Annotated in this window: 19 protein-coding genes and 4 tRNA genes; 18 read left to right on the top strand and 5 right to left on the bottom strand. The window is 64.3% G+C overall.

The window, feature by feature from the left end; all coding sequences use genetic code 11:
* The first annotated feature begins 4 nt into the window (after positions 1–4).
* Both HMPREF3171_RS00355 and HMPREF3171_RS00360 read left to right on the top strand, forming a co-directional pair.
* Positions 5–1,198: a glycosyltransferase family 4 protein gene (locus HMPREF3171_RS00355; protein WP_070452450.1), complete on the top strand. Its 1,194-nt coding sequence runs from the start codon at positions 5–7 to the stop codon at positions 1,196–1,198.
* A gap of 5 nt (positions 1,199–1,203) precedes the next feature.
* Positions 1,204–1,881, top strand: coding sequence for a metal-dependent transcriptional regulator (locus HMPREF3171_RS00360; protein ID WP_070482126.1), 678 nt, complete (start codon positions 1,204–1,206; stop codon positions 1,879–1,881).
* On the opposite strand, the gene HMPREF3171_RS00365 is transcribed toward HMPREF3171_RS00360, so the two are convergent.
* From HMPREF3171_RS00365 to HMPREF3171_RS00375, 3 genes are read right to left on the bottom strand one after another with little or no spacing between them, the layout of a single operon-like run.
* A complete protein-coding gene (locus HMPREF3171_RS00365; protein WP_070452444.1) occupies positions 1,782–2,705 on the bottom strand; it encodes a metal ABC transporter permease in 924 nt (307 codons plus the stop codon). The genes HMPREF3171_RS00360 and HMPREF3171_RS00365 overlap by 100 nt on opposite strands.
* Positions 2,702–3,427: a metal ABC transporter ATP-binding protein gene (locus HMPREF3171_RS00370; RefSeq protein WP_034997179.1), complete on the bottom strand. Its 726-nt coding sequence runs from the start codon at positions 3,425–3,427 to the stop codon at positions 2,702–2,704. The genes HMPREF3171_RS00365 and HMPREF3171_RS00370 overlap by 4 nt, the downstream gene beginning before the upstream one ends.
* Positions 3,424–4,344, bottom strand: a complete 921-nt coding sequence (locus HMPREF3171_RS00375; RefSeq protein WP_371327131.1) for a metal ABC transporter substrate-binding protein — start codon at positions 4,342–4,344, stop codon at positions 3,424–3,426. Before HMPREF3171_RS00375 ends, HMPREF3171_RS00370 begins: the two co-directional genes overlap by 4 nt.
* Before the next feature lie 159 nt (positions 4,345–4,503).
* On the opposite strand from HMPREF3171_RS00375, the gene HMPREF3171_RS00380 reads away from it, so the two are divergent.
* Entirely contained in the window at positions 4,504–5,196 is a 693-nt protein-coding gene (locus HMPREF3171_RS00380) for a demethylmenaquinone methyltransferase (RefSeq protein WP_070452438.1), read from the top strand.
* Positions 5,197–5,202: 6 nt separating this feature from the next.
* On the opposite strand, the gene HMPREF3171_RS00385 is transcribed toward HMPREF3171_RS00380, so the two are convergent.
* Complete coding sequence (locus tag HMPREF3171_RS00385) at positions 5,203–6,405, bottom strand: geranylgeranyl reductase family protein (protein WP_070482129.1); 1,203 nt, start codon at positions 6,403–6,405, stop codon at positions 5,203–5,205.
* Positions 6,406–6,509: 104 nt separating this feature from the next.
* On the opposite strand from HMPREF3171_RS00385, the gene HMPREF3171_RS00390 reads away from it, so the two are divergent.
* The 15 genes from HMPREF3171_RS00390 (at position 6,510) to HMPREF3171_RS00460 (ending at position 18,949) form a co-directional block, all read left to right on the top strand.
* Entirely contained in the window at positions 6,510–7,526 is a 1,017-nt protein-coding gene (locus tag HMPREF3171_RS00390) for a polyprenyl synthetase family protein (protein WP_070482131.1), read from the top strand.
* A gap of 64 nt (positions 7,527–7,590) precedes the next feature.
* Positions 7,591–7,673, top strand: a tRNA-Tyr gene (locus HMPREF3171_RS00395).
* A 246-nt stretch (positions 7,674–7,919) separates the two neighbouring features.
* Positions 7,920–7,992, top strand: a tRNA-Thr gene (locus HMPREF3171_RS00400).
* Between the two features lie 50 nt (positions 7,993–8,042).
* Positions 8,043–8,114: transfer RNA gene (locus HMPREF3171_RS00405), tRNA-Met, on the top strand.
* A gap of 63 nt (positions 8,115–8,177) precedes the next feature.
* Positions 8,178–8,253 (top strand) — tRNA-Trp (locus HMPREF3171_RS00410).
* A 21-nt stretch (positions 8,254–8,274) separates the two neighbouring features.
* Positions 8,275–8,592: a preprotein translocase subunit SecE gene (gene secE, locus HMPREF3171_RS00415; protein WP_070421763.1), complete on the top strand. Its 318-nt coding sequence runs from the start codon at positions 8,275–8,277 to the stop codon at positions 8,590–8,592.
* Positions 8,593–8,703: 111 nt separating this feature from the next.
* The gene (gene nusG, locus HMPREF3171_RS00420) at positions 8,704–9,615 is read left to right on the top strand and encodes a transcription termination/antitermination protein NusG (RefSeq protein WP_070482133.1); all 912 of its coding nucleotides are present in this window, start codon (positions 8,704–8,706) and stop codon (positions 9,613–9,615) included.
* A gap of 170 nt (positions 9,616–9,785) precedes the next feature.
* Complete coding sequence (gene rplK, locus HMPREF3171_RS00425; protein WP_070421765.1) at positions 9,786–10,214, top strand: 50S ribosomal protein L11; 429 nt, start codon at positions 9,786–9,788, stop codon at positions 10,212–10,214.
* A gap of 74 nt (positions 10,215–10,288) precedes the next feature.
* The gene (gene rplA, locus HMPREF3171_RS00430; RefSeq protein ID WP_070452428.1) at positions 10,289–10,999 is read left to right on the top strand and encodes a 50S ribosomal protein L1; all 711 of its coding nucleotides are present in this window, start codon (positions 10,289–10,291) and stop codon (positions 10,997–10,999) included.
* A gap of 102 nt (positions 11,000–11,101) precedes the next feature.
* Positions 11,102–12,694: a TIGR03773 family transporter-associated surface protein gene (locus tag HMPREF3171_RS00435; protein ID WP_070482135.1), complete on the top strand. Its 1,593-nt coding sequence runs from the start codon at positions 11,102–11,104 to the stop codon at positions 12,692–12,694.
* Complete coding sequence (locus tag HMPREF3171_RS00440; protein ID WP_070482136.1) at positions 12,691–14,214, top strand: anchored repeat ABC transporter, substrate-binding protein; 1,524 nt, start codon at positions 12,691–12,693, stop codon at positions 14,212–14,214. The genes HMPREF3171_RS00435 and HMPREF3171_RS00440 overlap by 4 nt, the downstream gene beginning before the upstream one ends.
* Positions 14,211–15,050: a choice-of-anchor M domain-containing protein gene (locus tag HMPREF3171_RS00445; RefSeq protein ID WP_070421769.1), complete on the top strand. Its 840-nt coding sequence runs from the start codon at positions 14,211–14,213 to the stop codon at positions 15,048–15,050. The genes HMPREF3171_RS00440 and HMPREF3171_RS00445 overlap by 4 nt, the downstream gene beginning before the upstream one ends.
* On the top strand, positions 15,047–15,796 hold the full coding sequence (locus tag HMPREF3171_RS00450) for an anchored repeat-type ABC transporter ATP-binding subunit (protein WP_070482140.1): 750 nt from the start codon (positions 15,047–15,049) through the stop codon (positions 15,794–15,796). Before HMPREF3171_RS00445 ends, HMPREF3171_RS00450 begins: the two co-directional genes overlap by 4 nt.
* Entirely contained in the window at positions 15,789–16,649 is an 861-nt protein-coding gene (locus HMPREF3171_RS00455) for an anchored repeat-type ABC transporter permease subunit (RefSeq protein ID WP_070452416.1), read from the top strand. Before HMPREF3171_RS00450 ends, HMPREF3171_RS00455 begins: the two co-directional genes overlap by 8 nt.
* Positions 16,646–18,949, top strand: coding sequence for a choice-of-anchor M domain-containing protein (locus HMPREF3171_RS00460; protein ID WP_070482142.1), 2,304 nt, complete (start codon positions 16,646–16,648; stop codon positions 18,947–18,949). Before HMPREF3171_RS00455 ends, HMPREF3171_RS00460 begins: the two co-directional genes overlap by 4 nt.
* Here the strand turns inward: HMPREF3171_RS00460 and HMPREF3171_RS00465 are convergent.
* The coding region (locus HMPREF3171_RS00465; RefSeq protein ID WP_141743298.1) for an HNH endonuclease signature motif containing protein at positions 18,946–19,216 on the bottom strand (271 nt) is incomplete at its 5' end. The genes HMPREF3171_RS00460 and HMPREF3171_RS00465 overlap by 4 nt on opposite strands.

Here is a 19,216-nt window from a genome sequence, read left to right on the forward strand (position 1 = left end):
CAGCATGCGAGTGGGAATCGTCGCCGAGTCCTTTCTGCCCAACGTCAACGGAGTGACCAACTCCGTCCTTCGCGTCCTTGAGCACCTCAAACGGGAGGGCCACGACGCGATCGTGATCGCGCCTGGCGCCCGCGAGTTCCAGGACGAAGTTCCTGACTACCTTGGCTTTGAGATCGTTCGGGTGCCCACCGTTATGGTGCCGTTGATCGATTCGCTGCCCATCGGCGTTCCCACCACCACCGTCACAGCAGCACTGTCGCAGTTCAAGCCGGACATCATCCACCTGGCCAGCCCGTTCGTGCTTGGCGGAGCGGGGGCGTTCGCGGCCCGCCAACTCGGTGTGCCCGCGGTCGCGCTCTACCAGACGGACGTGGCTGGCTTTGCCACGAAGTACCAACTGTCCACCCTGGCCACCATGGCGTGGGACTGGACCCGCACCGTGCACAACATGTGCGAAATGACGCTCGCGCCGTCGTCGGAAACGATCAAGGCGCTGGAGGAGCACAACATCAAAAATATCCGCCATTGGGGCCGTGGCGTGGATGCGGAACTGTTCCACCCGTCGAAGCGCTCCGACATCCTGCGCCGTTCGTGGGATCCGACCGGTACGAAGAAGATCGTCGGGTTCGTCGGCCGCCTCGCCGCGGAGAAGTCCGTTGACCGCCTCGCCCCGCTGGTTACGGACCCGTCCATCCAGTTGGTCATCGTCGGCGGCGGCCCGGAGCGCGAGGCGCTTGAAGAGGTTTTGCCCAACGCCGTGTTCACCGGCCCGCTTTCTGGCGAGGAGCTCGCCCGCGCGTATGCCTCGCTCGACCTGTTCGTGCATACCGGCGAGTTTGAAACCTTCTGCCAGGCCATCCAGGAAGCCCAAGCCTCGGGCGTGCCCACGATCGGCCCCCGCGCTGGCGGCCCCGTTGACCTCATCGAGCACGGCGTCAACGGTTTGCTGCTCGACGTGGCCACCTTCACCGAGGAGCTCCCCGACGCAGCGCGTTGGCTTCTCGACGACACCCGCCACCCCGAACTCACCACCACCGCCAGGGCGTCCGTGGCCGACAAGACTTGGGAGGCGCTTGGGCAGCAACTCCTTGGCTACTACACCGAGGTGCTCGACTCCTACGAGCGCAAGGTGATCCACCTGTTCGGCCGCGATGTCGCACTGCCTCGCTGGGTGCCGGTGAAGCGCAAAGTAGACTGACGGGCATGTCTGTCGGCGACCTGTCTACCAGCACTCAGAACTACCTCAAAGGCATTTGGGCCCTTTCGGAGTGGTCGGATGCGCCGGTGACGTCGTCGTCAGTGGCAAAGCACCTTGGGCTGCGGAAATCCACGGTGTCGGACGGGGTGCGCAAACTTGGCGAGCAGGGACTTGTCACACACAAGCCTTACGGCACGATCGAACTGACCGAACTCGGCCACACGTATGCGGTGGCGATGATCCGCCGCCACCGTCTCATTGAAACGTTTCTGGTGGAAGCCCTCGGCTACACCTGGGACCAAGTGCACGACGAGGCGGAAAATCTCGAGCACTCCGTGAGCGACTTCATGGTCGAGCGCATCGACGCGTTTCTTAACTACCCCACCCGCGACCCCCACGGTGACCCCATCCCCTCAGCCAGCGGGCGTGTTGATGCCCCCGAGGCCGTCCCACTGACCGGCGTGCAGCCGGGCCAGAAAGCCACGATTGAACGCATTGCCGACGACGACCCGAAACTGCTGCAATTCCTGGACAGTCACGGGCTTGTCGTCGGCGCAACCCTCGAGGTGGGAGAGGGTGCCCCTTACTCCGGCGCGGTGGCGGTGCGGCTTGCCGGCGCGGCGGAGGCGGTGCCGCTCGGCGAGGAAGCCACAGATTCCGTCTTCGTGCGCGTAGATGCGTAACGACGACCGCGCAGCACCCCATGCGGGCCGAACAGATATACCACGGCAAACACCACACCCTGGGCGAGCACAATCATGCCGCCAGAGGCTGTGTCTAGGTAGTAGGAGCAGTACAACCCCACGATTGCACACGCCGCCGACATGGTCGGGGCGATGATGAGCATTGTGCCGAACTTGTTGGTGAGCAGGTAGGCGGTCGCGCCCGGGATGATCAGCATCGCCACCACCAGGATCACACCCACAGCCTGTAGCGCCACAACGGACGTCAGTGCCAGGAGCGCCAGCAGTGCCGCACCGAGCAGACGCGGATTCAACCCAATCGCGTGTGCATGGGTGGGATCGAACGCGTAGAGGGTGAAGTCGCGCCGCTTGAGCACCAGCACGCTCAACACGATCGCTCCCAGGATGGCCACCTGCAGCAGGTCCCCACGGGACACACCAAGCAGATTGCCGAAGATGATGTGGTTCAGATCCGTGTGCGAAGGGGTTACCGAAATGAGCACGAGCCCCAGCGCGAACATGGTGGTGAACACAATGCCAATGGCCGCATCCTCCTTCACCCGGGACGTATCGCGCACCAGCCCGATCAGTGCCACCGCAAGGAACCCGAACACCACCGCGCCGACGGCAAACGGCACGCCCAGAATGTAGGCCAGCACCACGCCGGGCAGGACAGCGTGGCTTACCGCATCGCCCATCAGCGACCAGCCAACCAACACCAGCCAGCACGACAACAGCGCGCAGACAATCGACGCCACCAGCGAGGTCGCAAGCGCACGCATCATGAACTCGTAACCAAACGGCTCCGTAAGCAGCGCAATCATGCTGACACCCCCATACCGAAGCCCTGTACCAAATTGTCCGGCTCTAACACCACTTCAGTCGGGGCGTGCATCAACACCCGGCGGTTCAACAGCACTGTCTCCGGCGCGAGCTGGGGCAAGGCAACCAGGTCGTGCGTCACCACAAAAATGGTGGTGCCTTCAGCGGCGAGGTCGCGCAACAGCTCAGTGATGGTGGCCTCGGAATGTTTGTCCACGCCGGCGAAGGGTTCGTCGAGAAGCATGATGCTCGCACCCTGAGCGATACCGCGGGCGATGAAGGCACGCTTCTTCTGGCCACCCGAAAGCTGACCGATCTGGCGGTCTGCGAACGACTCAAGGTGGGTGCGCTCAAGCGCGCGATCCACAGCCGCAATGTCCTCCGCACGCGCGTGGCGGGTAAAGCCCATGTGGCCGTAGCGGCCCATCATGACCACATCACGCACTGTGACCGGGAACTGCCAGTCCACGTCCTCGCTCTGCGGGACGTAGCCCAGCACCTGCGTCTTGCGGGCGCGCATGGGGTCGATGCCGTTGATACGAACCGTGCCGCGATCCGGCTTGACCAACCCCATGATCGCCTTGAGTAGCGTGGATTTGCCCGCGCCGTTCATCCCGATCAGCCCACAGATACGGCCTGGTTGGACGCTCAAAGTTGCGCCGTCGAGCGCGACGACGTCGCCGTAGCGCACCGCAACATCGTCAACCGCGATTGCGGGGATCACTGCTTGCCCCCGTTCAAACCGTCGATGATCACCTTCGTGTCGTGGCGAATCAGATCCAGGTAGGTCGGCACCGGACCGTTTTCCTCAGAAAGCGAATCGACGTAGAGGGTGCCGCCGTACTCCGCGCCGGTGGCCTTCACGACCTGCATCATCGGGGCGTTAGAGACTGTGGATTCGCAGAACACCGCTGGGACGTTGTTTTCCTTCACAAACTCGATCGCGCCGGCGATCTGCTGCGGGGTGGCTTCCTGCTCAGCATTGACTGGCCAGATGTAGCGCTCAGTTAGCTTCGCGTCGCGGGCCAGGTAGGAGAACGCGCCCTCACAGGTCACCAAGGCACGCTGCTTGTCGGGGACGGCGGCGAGCTTGGTCTCCAGCTCGTCTTGCACAGCCTGCAGTTCGTTTTTGTATTTCTCGCCGTTGGCCTTGAAGTCTGCGGCGTGTTCCGGGTCGAGTTCGCTGAACGCGTCAACGATGTTGTCCACGTACTTCTGCACGTTCACCGGGCTCATCCACGCGTGCGGATTGGGCTTGCCGGCGTAGGCGTCCTCGGCGATGTCGATCGGCTCGACACCCTCGCTGACCACGGCGTGCGGCACATCCAGATCGGCGACAAACTGGGCGAACCAATTCTCCAGGTTCATGCCGTTATCCAAAATCAGGTCCGCGTCGGAGGCACGAGAAATGTCGCCGGGGGTGGGCTCGTAGCCGTGGATCTCCGCACCAGGCTTGGTGATGGATTCCACCTTGAGGTGATCGCCCGCAACGTTCGCGGCGATGTCCTGGATCACGGTGAACGTTGTGAGCACGACAGGGGTGTCTTTGCCGCCTGCTGCATCAGTGCTTTCTTCAGAGCAGCTCGCCAGGCCGAGGGAGAGAGCAGCCGTAGCGACGAGCGCAAGCACTTTGGTTTTCATCATGTCGTTCCTTTGCGTTGGGAGCGTGGAGGGGAGCAGGCAATCTGTGTGCCCACGCTGGCGAATAATAAAGTTCGGTATGCCGAACTGGCAAGTGGCGTAAGGGCGTACAGCCTACTTTTGTGGGTGGCGAAGTAGACCGAAGTAGACTGACCAACCATGGCCAAGGCGGATCTGGAGAAAAAGCCCTTCGACGTTGCCGGAATGTTCGACGACGTGGGCAAGAACTACGACAAGACGAACACCGTGTTGTCGTTCGGGCTGGACAAATACTGGCGACGACGCACCCGCGAACGCCTCGAACTCAAACCAGGGGAGAAGGTGCTCGACCTCGCCGCAGGCACCGCCGTGTCCACCGTCGAGCTCGGTAAATCCGGCGCGTGGGTCGTGGCGTGCGACTTCTCCCAGGGCATGCTGGCCGCCGGCAAGGACCGTAAGGTGCCCAAGGTGGTCGGCGACGCGATGTACCTTCCGTTTGCCGACAACACCTTCGACGCGGTGACCATCTCCTACGGGCTGCGCAACGTCCATGATTTCGAGGCCGGCTTGCGCGAAATGGCGCGTGTGACCAAGCCCGGCGGGCGCCTTGTGGTCAACGAGTTCTCCACCCCCGTCATCCCAGGATTCCGCACCGTGTACAAGGAATACCTGCCACGTGCTGTGCCGGCGCTGGCCAAGGTATTTTCCTCCAACGCGGAGGCCTACGAGTACCTTGCGGAATCCATCCGCGCATGGCCCAACCAGGAGGAGCTTGCCGCGGCGATCAACGCCAACGGTTGGGAAGACGCCGGCTGGCAAGATCTCACCGCCGGCATCGTGGCGCTCCACAGCGCCGTCAAGCCGCTCGACTAAGCCGCGCTAAGCGACGTCCCAGAGCGGGGCGTTCTTCGGCACCACGCGACCTGCCGCGCGCCACAGTCGTGCGACCAGGTCGCGGTCGTCTTCCTGCACTAGGTTGCCCATCAGGCGCGCCGCTGCAGGCATGAGGTAGCGCCCGCCCAAACCGCGCAGCGCCACCGGGCCAGCCAGCGGTAGGAACTGCGGGTAGGTCAGGAGACGGGCGAGGGTGCGCGCCAGCGTGAACGCGTCGCCGTAGTGGCTGCGCAGCAACGCCGGCCACGCAAGCGTGAGGTCGCCACCCGCGTTGATCAACTCGACCGCCAGCACTGCGGTTTCCAGCCCGTAGTCGATGCCCTCGCCGTTGAGCGGGTTCACGCACGCGGCGGCGTCGCCGATAAGCACCCAGTTCGGGCCCGCAACGTTGGACACCGCTCCGCCCATCGGCAGCAGCGCAGAGGTCACCGCCTGCTCCGGGCCGAGGTTCCACGCCTCGCGCTGCTGTGCGGCATAGTCGGCGAGCAACTTCTTCGTGTTCACCTTCGCCGGGCGCGCATCGGTGGATAAGGCTCCGCAGCCGAGGTTCACGGTGCCGTCGCCAAGCGGGAAGATCCAGCCGTAACCAGGCTGAATCACGCCATCCGCGTCGCGCAGCTCCACGTGCGAATGCATCCACGGCTCGTCCGAAAACGGCGATTCGCAATACGAGCGTGCCGCAATCCCGAATACCTCCCCTTTGTGCCACTCGCGTCCCAGTTTCTTGCCAAAGGGGGAGCGCACGCCGTCGGCAACCACGACCCACTTCGCGCGTACCGAGCCCTGATCCGTCTTCACAGCACTGATCGCGCCGCCGGAAAACTCCACACCCGTCGCGGCGCAGTTCTGGCGGATGGTGGCGCCGGCGGTGCGGGCTTCGTCGACAAGCATTGCGTCAAACACCGTCCGAGGAGCCGCAGAGCCTTCACCGCGCGGCCAAGGCGCCTCGACGTCGCCGCCGTAGCCGTGCAACTTCAACCCCTTGTTGCGATACGCGGGTACCTCCAGATTGAGTGCCTCGAGCGTCTCCACCGCACGCGGGGTCAACCCATCGCCGCAAGTTTTGTCGCGGCCGGGACCCTGGACGTCGAGAAGCAAAGTCTGCAAACCCGAACGCTGCGCCGCAATCGCCGCCGCCGAACCAGCCGGTCCAGCACCCACAACCACAAGGTCGAAATACTCAGTCACGCAACTGATTGTGCCAGCGCCACCCACTGCTACAGAACCAAGGGCAAGTGGGCTACGGTAGGTGCGTTATCCATGTGCCCCTCCAACCTGCAAGGACGTTATCGATGACGTACGGCACCACCCCGTCACCCCGCCACGGATTCAAGATTGACCTTGGCGACGACGCACTCAACACCCGGCTCAACACCGGGCTAGAAGCGGTGGAGGACCTCCTCATGGCCGAACTTTCACGCGGCGAAAAGTTCCTCACCGACAAAGTCACCCACCTCGCCGCAGCCGGCGGCAAACGCTTCCGCCCCATGATGGCGCTGCTGTGCGCCGAGTTTGGCCCCAACCCGCGCGCCCAAAACGTAATCAACGGCGCCACCGTCACCGAAATGGTGCACCTGGCCACGCTGTATCACGACGACGTCATGGACGAAGCTGAACGCCGCCGCGGCGTTGAGTCCGCCAACGCGCGCTGGAGCAACACCGTCGCCATCCTTGCAGGCGACATCCTGTTTGCCCACGCCTCACGCCTGATGGGCCGAATGGACCTGGCCACCGTCGAGCACTTCGCCGACACCTTCGAGGAACTGGTCACCGGCCAGATGCGCGAAACCGTCGGCGCACAAGGCACCAACCCGGTTGAGCACTACCTGAAGGTCATCGACGAGAAAACCGGCGTGCTCATCGCGTCCGCCGCCTACCTGGGCGCGCGGCACTCCGGCGCGTCCGACGAGGTGGTCCAGCGTTGCGCGCGCATCGGCGACGCCGTGGGCATGGTGTTCCAGATCGTCGACGACATCATTGACATTTTCTCCGACCCCGAACAATCCGGAAAGACCCCAGGCACCGACCTGCGCGAAGGCGTATTCACCCTGCCAGTGCTCTACGCGCTCGAAGAGGACTCCGAGGCCGGCGAAGCCCTTCGAGGGCTCCTCACGGGCCCGCTTACCGACGACGCCGACGTCACCCGCGCCCTCGACCTCCTGGGCCAGACACGCGGCCGTGAACGCGCCCTCGAGACCGCTCGCAGATACCTGGACACCGTCGAGCGCGAACTCGACGAGTTGCCCGACATTCCCGCCCGCGAAGCGCTGCGCACCATGACACGTCTCACCGTCGAACGCGTAGGATAACCAGGCGATTTGCCTACATTGCGGTGGCGTGATGTAAGGTAATCCCCGCACTTCAAACGTGCACGCCAGGTTGCCCGAGCGGCCAAAGGGAGCGGACTGTAAATCCGCCGGCATTCGCCTTCAGAAGTTCGAATCTTCTACCTGGCACAGGCACACCCCGCCGATCCCCATCACGGATCGGCGGGGTTTTTCGCTGTGCGGTGCTGTGGTTCTGCGGCTGCAGGGCGGTAGGGAGTGATGGCCTATGGCGTAGGTTATGGAGCGGTTTATGTCGTCGATAAGCATGTGCAAAAACATGGGATGTACTGGCGATTTGTGTTTATAAACGATATCGGGTTAATCTTCTCAAGGCTTCAACGGAGCGGGTCGCAAGATCCACAACAAAGAGGCTGTGCCCCCTTAGCTCAGTCGGCAGAGCGTTTCCATGGTAAGGAAAAGGTCGACAGTTCGATTCTGTCAGGGGGCTCTGTTGTTTGCTGGGGTCCTTGCACTTCGTGCGAGCGTCAGTGAACACATGGCGGTGTAGCTCAGTGGTAGAGCAAGCGACTCATAATCGCTGTGTCGAGAGTTCAATTCTCTCCATCGCTACTCACCTCAAACGGACGCCACAAGCGCCCGTGGTAGGGTTAGGCGCACCGAATAAGGTGCCCTAGGGGCGTGGCGCAATTGGTAGCGCAACGGTCTCCAAAACCGTAGGTTGCAGGTTCGAGTCCTGTCGCCCCTGCCAAAACAACCTGGAGGAGTTTTCGTGACTAACCCCAACGGTCAGAATGCCGCACAGCCAACCGGCAAGCGCCAACTGCGAGGGGTCTCGCCCGTGTCCTCCGACGGGTACGAAGCAAAGCGCACCCCCGTCAATGCCGACGAGGCCGAGGAAAAGACCACCAGCATCGCAACCTTCCCGGGCGAAGTCGTCTCCGAGATGAGCAAGGTCATCTGGCCGACCGGCAAGCAGATGCTGAACTACACGCTGATCACATTCGCGTTCCTCATTGTGCTCACCATCCTTGTCTGGGGTACCGACACCCTGGCTTCCATGGGGATTCGTTGGATCCTCATCCGATAAGTACAATTTCACGCGTAACGTTTCCCGCCACCTCGAACACCGAGGGAAGGCGGGATACTTTTTGCCCCGGTAACCTTGGGGCACACCCGCGAACATACGAGGAGAACAACCATGACTGAGGTAAACGAGGACGTCAACGGCGCGATCGAAAACAACGAGCAGGAAATGATCGACGAAGGCGCGCCCGTCGACCCCCCCACCGACCCGGTCATCCACGGCGACTCCGACCCGGCCGGCACCAACGAGCAGGACGACAACGCTGAGGCGACCGAGGGCGCGGAAGCGCCGGAGGCAGAGGGCGCGGAAGCACCGGAGGCAGAGGGCGTTGAGGCCGCGGAGGACACTGAGGCCCCGGACGTGGAGGCTACGTCCGACTTCGACGCTGAATACCGCAAGCGCCTGCGCGAGTACACCCGCGAACTGAAGAAGCAGCCGGGCGAGTGGTACATCATCCAGTCCTACTCCGGCTACGAAAACAAGGTGAAGGCCAACCTGGAGATGCGTAGCCAGACCCTCGAGGTCGAAGACTCCATCTACGAGGTCGTCGTGCCTGTCGAGCAAGCGCTGGAGAAGAACAAGGACGGCAAGAACAAGCTGGTCAAGCGTAAGCTCCTGCCGGGCTACGTCCTCGTGCGCATGGACATGAACGATGCCGCATGGTCCGTGGTGCGTGAAACCCCGGGCGTGACCTCGTTTGTCGGTAATGAGGGCAACGCCACCCCGGTGAAGCACCGCGACGTCGCCAAGTTCCTGCTGCCGAAGTCCGCCGCGGCCGGCGCGAAGCCGCAGGTCGACGCCGAAGGCGACACCGTTGTGCCGTCGGCGGAGGAGGCGCCGAACAAGGTCACCCACGACTACAAGGTCGGCGAGGCCGTCACCATCCTCTCCGGTGCACTGGCGTCCGTGTCCGCCACCATCAACGCCATCGACCCGGAGACCGGCAAGATCGAGGCGCTCGTGTCCATCTTCGGCCGCGAGACCCCAGTCGAGCTCACCGCCGATCAGATCGAACGCATCATGTAAGCGCATTTTGCTTATCGACGACGCCCTGGCGTAACCTATCTCGTCGCGTGTGTTTTGCGCACACGCGACGTTTTCGTTTTCTCATCCCCGGTGGCTGGGAAAAACCCGGCATCCGGAAGCCTTACCGCTGTTCATCGCGGTGGCGAGGCTGTAACTAGGAGGTAATTGCGATGGCTAAGAAGAAGGTCACTGGCCTGATCAAGCTTCAGATCGAAGCTGGTATGGCAAACCCGGCCCCGCCGGTCGGTCCGGCACTTGGTGCACACGGTGTCAACATCGTTGAGTTCACCAAGGCATACAACGCTGCGACCGAATCCATGCGCGGCAACATTGTCCCGGTGGAGATCACGGTCTACGAAGACCGCTCCTTCGACTTCATCCTGAAGTCCCCGCCGGCTGCATCCCTGCTGCTGAAGGCTGCAGGCCTGCAGAAGGGCTCCGGCGTTCCGCACACTGACAAGGTTGGCAAGGTCACCTGGGAGCAGTGCAAGGAAATCGCCGAGACCAAGAAGAACGACCTCAACGCCCGCGACATCGAGGCTGGCGCCGCGATTATCGCTGGTACCGCACGTTCGATGGGTATTGACGTCGAGAAGTAAAGCGCACCTCGTCGCTTTACGTGGAAGGGCCTTCAGCCAGGCCCGCCAACCACAACTCCTGAAAGGAATCAAACATGGCTAAGAAGTCCAAGCGTTACATTGAACAGCTTGCCAAGGTGGACCGCGACGCGTTCTACCACCCGCTGGATGCGGTGACCCTGGCAAAGGAGACCGCTTCCGACAAGTACGACGCAACCATCGACGTTGCGATGCGTCTGTCCGTCGACCCGCGCAAGGCCGACCAGCTGGTCCGCGGCACCGTCAACCTGCCGCACGGCACCGGTAAGACCGTCCGCGTCGCAGTCTTCGCTGAGGGCGAGAACGCCACCAAGGCGAAGGAAGCAGGCGCTGACATCGTCGGCACTGACGAGCTCATCGAGCAGATCAACGCTGGCCAGCTCGACTTCGACGTAGCTATCGCTACGCCGGACCAGATGGCTAAGGTCGGCCGCGTCGCCCGCGTGCTCGGCCCGCGTGGTCTGATGCCGAACCCGAAGACCGGTACGGTCACCCCGGACGTCGCTAAGGCGATCCAGGACTCCAAGGGCGGCAAGATTGCCTTCCGCGTGGACAAGGCATCGAACCTGCACGCAATCATCGGTAAGGCTTCCTTCACCCCGGAGCAGCTCGCTGAGAACTACGGCGCGCTTCTCGACGAGGTCGTTCGCCTCAAGCCGTCTTCCGCCAAGGGTGTCTACCTGAAGAAGATCACCGTGTCCGCAACCCAGGGCCCGGGCGTTCCGGTTGATACCTCTGTGGAGAAGGACTACGCCAAGAAGGCATAGTCTTCCCGCAACGATTTCGCGCCTCGGTGGTTCACCGGGGCGCTTTTTCGTGTCTGGGGGTAGTGCTTTGTCGCAACGCTTAATGGAAGTAGTATTCGTTAAGTGTTGAAAACGGTTACCAATAGTCTTGTGGTTGTCTGCCTCGCCGCCTTGCTCACCCTGTTGACGTGTGGCGTGGCACTGGCGGATCCCGCCCGTTTTGATCGGGGCCACATCGATGTCTTCAACGTCACCGCCGACGGTGGCAGCCTGACTTTGGACCTGCAGGAGGACGTCACCGGCTCCCACGTGCGCCGCGCACCCGAGGATGTCGATTTGGTTGTCGGCGAGGCGGCCTACACCGACGAAACCGCCAACGTCCCAGAGATCGGCGAGCCCGGCTACCTGCTGCCACAGACCCAACGTGCCGACCTGCTGTGGCCCGGGTGGGACACCCAGGGCGTGCGCGAAGGTGGCTTCGGTCGCGTCGACATCGAGTTCCGCGAGGTCTCCGGGCCAGGATCCGTCTACCTGTTCCAGACGGGAAGCTTCGGCTCCTTCCAACCCGTGCTTGATAGCGACCAGCCGCAGCTCTCCTCAGGATCCCGCATTGTTCAGGACGACCCGTCCCACGTCCACGCGAACTGGCTGTTCACCCAGCCAGGCGTGTACACCATGAAGGTTGTGGCAACCGCGGACGGCGCCGAGTCCAACGAGGCGGTGTACACGTGGCACGTCGGCGACGCGAGCGCCGAGACCGGTACAGACCGCGCCAGCGCCGAAACCAAGGCCGACACGAGCACCGGCACGTCCCACAACGACGCAACCAACAGCGCAGACTCGGTTTCGAAGTCTGTTGCTTCCAAGCCGGCAGCCCAGAAATCTGCGCCCGCAGCCCCAGCAGCACCTGCGGCCAAGCCGGCGCCCGCCACCACCTCAGCAGCGGCGAAGAAGTGCACACCCGCGTTGCGCCCGATGATCAAGGACGACCGCAACGTGCCCGCCACCTGGAAGCGTCCGGAAGACCTTGTGTTCGGGCTTGGCAACGCGGCGGAGGCGGACCTGCCCCAGGCGGTCGGCCCAGTGCCTGCCGGCAAGGCGTGGATGATTGGTGCGACACAGCAGGACAATGTGCCGTGGCTGGGTGCGAACACGCAGCACGAGTCGCTCATTGAACACACCACCGGCGAGGTCACCTGGGAAGTAACAAACTTCAACGGCCCCGGCCCAATGACCGTGTTCACCCAGGGCGGCCTGGGGCAAGTGGTGGGCGAGGAGTGGTTCACCGCGGAGAACGGTCGCGGCTCCGGCAGCCACACGATCCCGGCGAACTCGCACGTGCACCCCAATTGGGTGTTCGGTGCACCCGGCACGTACAAGGTGACCATCCGTCAGACCGCCACCACAAAAGGCGGGGAGAAGGTCTCCGGCGAGGCCACGCTGACGTTCAACGTTGGAGAAGCCGGCAACGCCGATAGCGGCCACTTCGATTTTGGCTCCATGTTTGACCCAGAAGGCAGCTGCAGCGCCGGAGCGGCAACGGCACAAGGCAGCGACGCCGCACGCTCAGGTGACCTCGCAGAGACCGGCACCACAGTGATGACCGTGCCGTTCGCCATCCTGGGCCTCGGCGTCGCGGTGTTCGGCGCGGCGATGTGCACGCTGGACACTGCCTTGCGACGCCGCCTGATTGCCCTCGCAGGAGCCTCGAAGTGAAGCGCGCCAAAGCTATAGCGGCCCTCGGGTTGGTTGCGGGTCTGGTGGGCTGCGCGCAGGCGGACGGTGCGGTGGATGATGGCCGGTTGCGTGTGGTGGCGTCGACAAGCATTCTCGCGGATGTCGTGCAGAATGTCGCCGGCGATGCCGCTGACGTCACCCCGTTGATGCGTCGCGGCGCCGACCCGCACTCGTATGAGCCGACCCTGCACGCCACGCGCGACATTGCCTATGCGGACGCCGTGTTCACCAACGGGCTGTTGCTGGAGCCGCAAGCATTGAGCCGCACGATCGAGTCGACGGCGCGACCCGACGCGCGTGTGGTGGCGCTCGCCGAGCAGACGCAGCGCTACGGCTACGCCCCGATCCCGCTGGTCGAGGACGCGAGCTTGGACACCGTGTGGTTGGGCCTGCGCTTCGAGGGTGACCTCCCCGCCACCGCCGTCACCGAGCTTTCGCTTGTCGACGCCACCGGCCCCGGCAAAGCTTTCGCCTTCATCCTCGGCACGTTTGGCACACCTGAGTTGCTCTTCGACTCCGACGGCGGCTCGACCATGCTGCCGGCGGGTGCGCACACGCACGTGAGTTGGGCCTTTTCGTCGCCGGGCGTGTACGAGTTGCGGCTGCGCGCGTCGGTGCGCGACGCGGTCGATGCGCCGGAGCGTAGCTCCGCCGAGCAAACCGTGACGGTGGTTGTCGGCCAGGACCCGGCGCAGGTCGCGCCTGGGAAGGTGGCGATCGAGCATGGTCACGTGGACATCGCCACGCTTGTCGACGACACCACCACCCACCTGACGCTTCGCACCGACGACCACAGCCACCCCGGCCACACCGACATCAACCCCGCCGATGCCGTCGTTGTCGTACCCACAACCACCCTGCAGCCGATCCCGCCACAGCGCGAGTTCCGCTTCCTCGGCAACCCGGACGACGAGACCTACCTGCTGCCGCAGGCGGTACTCGGCCGTCACGTGCACGGCGAGCTAGACCCGCACATCTGGCACGACCCGGCCGCGATGAAAGCGGTGGTTGACGTGGTGCGCGACGAACTGTCCGCCATCGACCCGTCACGCGCCAGCCAGTTCGCGGACAACGCCAAGCGATACCAGTCGCTTCTCGACGACACCGACCGCACCGTCCGCGCCATGTACGACTCCATCCCCGAAACCAACCGCAACCTGGTCACCACCCACCACGGCTACGCCTACCTCGGCCGCGCCTACGGGCTGCGCATCGCAGGCTTTGTCACCCCGAACCCGAGCGTGGAGCCGAGCCCCCGCGACCTGCTGGCACTCTCGCGCACCTTGGACAACCTCGACGTGCCGGCCGTGTTCGTCGAGTACGGCAGCGAACAAGAAACGCCTGTGCTCACCCAAACGGCCGCCCAGCACGGGGTGAACGTGTGCCCGATCTGGGGCGACTCTCTCGACCCGCCCGGTCAGGGGCCGGCGCAAACGTATGTGGACTTTGTGCTGGCCAATGGGTCGTCGATTAGTAACTGCTTGAAAGGACAACAATGAAAAAGATTCCAGCCCTCATCACCGCCGCCATGATCGCGGCCGCACCCGCAGCAACCGCCCAGGTACAGGACAACAACCCCGCCCTGCAACAAGTCGTTGACGCCAACGAAACGATCGCGCCGGAAGGCGAACGCACCGTCATCGACGCAGGCCACGTTGACCTCGGCCCCATGTTCGTGGACGGCAACCTGCAATTCCTCGCCCGCGACGACACCCACGAACCCGCCATGTGGCGCCACCTCAACGACGTCGTCTTCGCCGTCGGCGACGCCGCCAAGCAAACCCTGCCCGACACCAACGACTTCGACTTCACCGGCGCCAAACCAGGCTCCGACGTATGGGTCGTGCCCCAAACCGAAGTCGCAGGCGTGCCATGGCTGGGCTGGAACTCCCAAGCCCCCTCGCTGCTCGAGCGCTCCACGTCCGGCATGAGCCTCGAATTCGCCGGCCACGACGGCCCTGGCGACTTCTCCCTCTTCGTCCAACCCGGCGGCTTCCACGAACCGCAGCAACTGTGGAACTCCCGCACCGAAGGCGACCAGTCCATGTGGGTCGAACCCAACACCCACACCCACGCCAACTGGGTGTTCACCGAGCCGGGCGTGCACCTGATCAAGGTGCGCGCGAAGGTGGAGGACACTGACGGCCAGGTGCACACCGACGAGCAGGTGCTGCGCCTTGCGGTCGGCGTTGACCCGCAGGAGGCGTTCGACGCGGAGTTTGCGGGCGCCGGGGAGGGGGCGTCGTCGTCAAGCAATGTGCTCCTGTTCGCAGGCTTGGGTGTGCTCGTCCTGGCGTTGGTGGCGTTCGCGGTGGTGTGGGGGCGTCGTAAGTGATCACAATCCGCGACCTTGCCGTGTCCTACCCGGGACGCGAAGTGTTTCAGGGCGTGGACGTCACGCTCAACGGCGGCGAATTCACCGGCCTGCTCGGGCCGAACGGCGCAGGCAAAACGACGCTGATGCGTGCGATGCTCGGGCTCGTACCCGCCGACGCAGGCACCGTCGAGACGACCGACTCGCGCCCGATCCGCGACGTCGTCGGCTACGTGCCTCAACGCCACAACGTCGCGTGGGATTTCCCAATCGACGTCTACACCGCCACCCTCAACGCCACGCTTGGGAAGCGCCCCTGGTACCGCCGCGCTGGCGAACGCGACCGCATGTGGGCGCAGCGTGCGCTTGAGATGGTGAACCTTGCAGACCTCGCCGACCGCCCCATCAGCGACCTGTCCGGCGGCCAGCGCCAACGCGTGCTCATCGCGCGTGCTTTGGTGCGCCGTCCGCGCATGCTGCTTCTCGACGAACCCTTCACCGGCCTCGACATCCCCACCACGGAACATTTGCTCGGGCTGTTTCGAGAGCTCGTCGATAAGGGCCTGGGCGTTGTGATGTCCACCCACAACATCGTCGAGGCCGTCGAATCCTGCGACCGTCTCATCCTGTTCAAAGGCGGCATCGTGGCGGATAGCCCGACGCGCCTGCTTAACGACGACACCCCCTGGATGCACACCTTCTCCGTCGGCCCCGACTCACCGTGGCTACGAGGCGTGCGCGCACACCTGGAGGCCGCCCATGCCTGAGATTTCCTTCCTGCAATTCCTCGCCGACATGGCGAACCCACAACTGGCCTTTCTGCCACGTGCGCTGGGCGCCGCCGTGATCGCCGCGGTGCTCTGCGCGGTGGTCGGGTGCTTCGTGGTGCTGCGCGGCATGGCGTTCATCGGCGACGCCGTTGCGCACGCGGTGTTTCCCGGCATCGCCGTCGCCTTCGCCTTGCAGACCTCGGTGCTGCTCGGCGGCGCGGTGGCGGGGGCGTTGGTGGCGGTGCTGATCGCGGTGATGTCGCAACGCCGCACCATTAAAGAAGACTCCGTGATCGGCATCGTGTTTACCGCCGCGTTTGCCATCGGCCTGGTGATCATCTCGCGGGTCGAGGGCTACACCGCCTCCGTGAGCTCGTTCCTGTTCGGCTCGCTCACCGGCGTTGGCGTGCGCGAACTGGTGGTCAACGCGGTCGCTGGCGCCATCATCGTCGCCATTGTGGTCGTGCTGCGCCCGTGGCTCACCGCCGTCGCCTTGGACCGCGAAACCGCCCGCGCCATGAACCTGCCCGTCGCCGCGTTGGACCTCGCGCTGTATCTCAGCGTGACGTTCGCCGTTGTGCTCGCCGTACAGACCGTGGGCAACATCCTGGTCGTCGCACTGCTGATCACCCCGGCTGCCGCCGCGCGCCTGTTCACCGACCGGCTGGACACGATGATGCTCATCGCCGCCGCATTCGGCGTGGTTGGCAGCGTCCTGGGCGTGTGGCTGGCGTGGGCCTACGATTCCCCAACCGGGGCGACGATCGTCCTTTCCGTCACCGCCCTGTTCGCACTGAGCTGGCTGTTCGCGCCGCGTCGCGGAGTGTTCGCGAAGGTGGTGCGGGCATGAAGTTGAACCGACTTGTGACGCTGGTCGTCGCTACGCTTGCGTTTGCTGTGGCACCACTGGCGCAGGCGAGCAGCGAGCACAAACCCGGCGACCCCGGCCACAGCGTGACCCTCGACGCGGACGTCGACCACCCGTGCGCCGGCCGCAAACTGCTCTACCACTCCCACAACGACGCCCTCTACGGCACGCGCTCCGGCGGCAAGCTAGCGGTGATGGCGGTCGACGGCCAACAGGTCACCTCCCAGGACTCCGTGTGCTTCCGCCTCGCCCCAGACGCGGACGCCGACGGCAACGACCTGTCCAAACTCACCATCCCCGACGACGGCACCCTCGACTTCCTCGGCCCCCGCGGCAGCGAAGTCTGGGCAGCGCCGCAAAGCGTGGACTGGACCGACAACTGGCGCCCCATCTGGTCGGGCCTCGGCGCGTTCGACCCCGCCCACGAACTCGACCCCACGTCGATCCCCACCAACTTCAAAGACGACGTCATGCACTTCGACCTCGTCGACATGGATGCGCCCGGCGACATCAACGTCATGTTCACCAGCCGCGTCTACGAACCGGAGCGACTGTTCGACTCCTCCAACCCAGACATGCGCACCATCACCTACGAAGTCGGCGGCCACGGCCACTTCACCTGGACGTTTTCCAAACCAGGCATCTACGCGCTGACGTGGCAAGGCCGAGCCGAGCGTACCGACGGCACCACCGAACGCTCCGAACCCATCACCCAATACTGGCTTGTCGGCGACGACGCCACCGTCGGCCTGCCCGAAGGCACCACCACGGGGCTGCGCACCCCAAAGTCGGCATCCACACCCACTGACGCGCAACCGACCACGTCGGCGACCACCACGGCGACCACCACGGCACCGACCTCACCAAAGGCCTCCACGTCGGCGCAGCCAACCACCGCGCCAACTCTTGCGCCGACACCGACCTCGCCAAAGGCCTCCACGTCGTCTAGCACGTCGGCGCAGCCAACCAGCACGCAGCCCAAGCCGGCACCAGGCACCTCCACGCCCAACGCCGCAGCGAAGGAGCGCGCGCTAATCAAGGCGGGTCATATGGATATGGCCTTGGTGGGGGAGGGGTCGTCGTTAAGCACAGTGCTCATCGATGATTCCGACCCCCTCCACCCGGCGCACCGACCCTCCGGCAGCTTCATCTTCGCCGTGCCCGACAGTGCGCGCACCGACCTGCCCGATAGCGTGCGCGACAGCTTCCCTGGCAGCCCAGCGCAGATGTGGATACTGCCGCAAGCACAGGACAAGAACCTGCCATGGCTGGGCTTTTCCACCACGGGAGTGCCCGCGAGCGCGATTGAGGAAGGCAGCCGGATCACGGTAAGCATGCGCGACGTCACCGGACCGGGCCGCCTGATGACATGGCACGAGGACCTGCGAGGCCTGCGCATCGAACTAGACTCGGGCGACCCGTCCAAAACGCTCCAATACCCGGTTAACGCCCACGACCACCAGGGCTTTGGGTTCACCGAGCCGGGCATCTACACGGCGACGTTCGTGTATTCCGGCACCACGCGTGACGGTGAGGCGTTTGAGAAGGAACTCGTCGCAACGTTTGCAGTTGGCGACGACGCCATCACCAACGCCCCAACCAATCCCGACGACACCGATAACGCAGGCAGCACGGGCAACGCGGGCAAAAGCCTGAACGTCCCACAGGCGTTGGCGGCGGGTCTGCGGCAGGTGGAGAAGGAGATCAAGAAGTTTGGCGACGCCATCGCGCCAGCCGCAAAACCGTCCACGAAGCCGTCTGCGCAGGCAACCACACAGCGGGCGACACGGCCGACGACACGGCCGAGCAACCAGGCAACTTCTCGCCCCTCGCGCACCGCTGCACCTGCGGCCCCGGCAACCACTGCCCAGTCGGCCCAGTCGGCCCAGTCGGCCCAGTCGGCTCGATCGGTGAGTACTGCGCGTGCTGCACAGGCTGCACCTCGCAGTCAGGCGGCGGCTCAATCCACGGCGAAGCAGTCTCCGACGAGGCGTGCGCAGGCAAGCCGTGCAGCGTCATCGCAACTATCGACGAGCACTAGCGCCCCCGCCACAACCTCCGCCCCTTCGCCGGAGCCCTCACCTGAGTCTGCGTCCGATGCTTCGGGCAGCGGGATTCATGCCGCGCAGCCCGTCGAAGGCACGAGCAACTCCGCGACGGCGGGCGGCTTCTGGGCTGGCCTCGCGATTGGTGTTGGCATCATGGCGCTCATCGGCGGCGCAGTACTGTTTGTTGCCGCGCTGAAATTGCTCCGTCGCGCTGAGCGGCACGACGAGCACTAGCCGAAGAGTTGGTCCATTGCCCCGCGGTTGGTGTTTTTCACCGGATACCCGCGGGGTGAGATCCATACTGGGGCACCCCGCACCATGACGATCCGGCCGCGTTTCTTACGCCACGGGTCATCATCATTGACCCGATTGTGATAGCGACACAACGGCGCCAGGTTGCCAATGTTGGTCTCCCCGCCATGCCGCCAGGCCTCCACGTGGTGTAACTCGCACACGTCAGCTCCGTGACGGCAGCCAGGAAACGCACACACCGGGGAGACC

Source organism: Corynebacterium sp. HMSC08F01 (genome assembly GCF_001807545.1).
Taxonomy (GTDB): domain Bacteria; phylum Actinomycetota; class Actinomycetes; order Mycobacteriales; family Mycobacteriaceae; genus Corynebacterium; species Corynebacterium coyleae.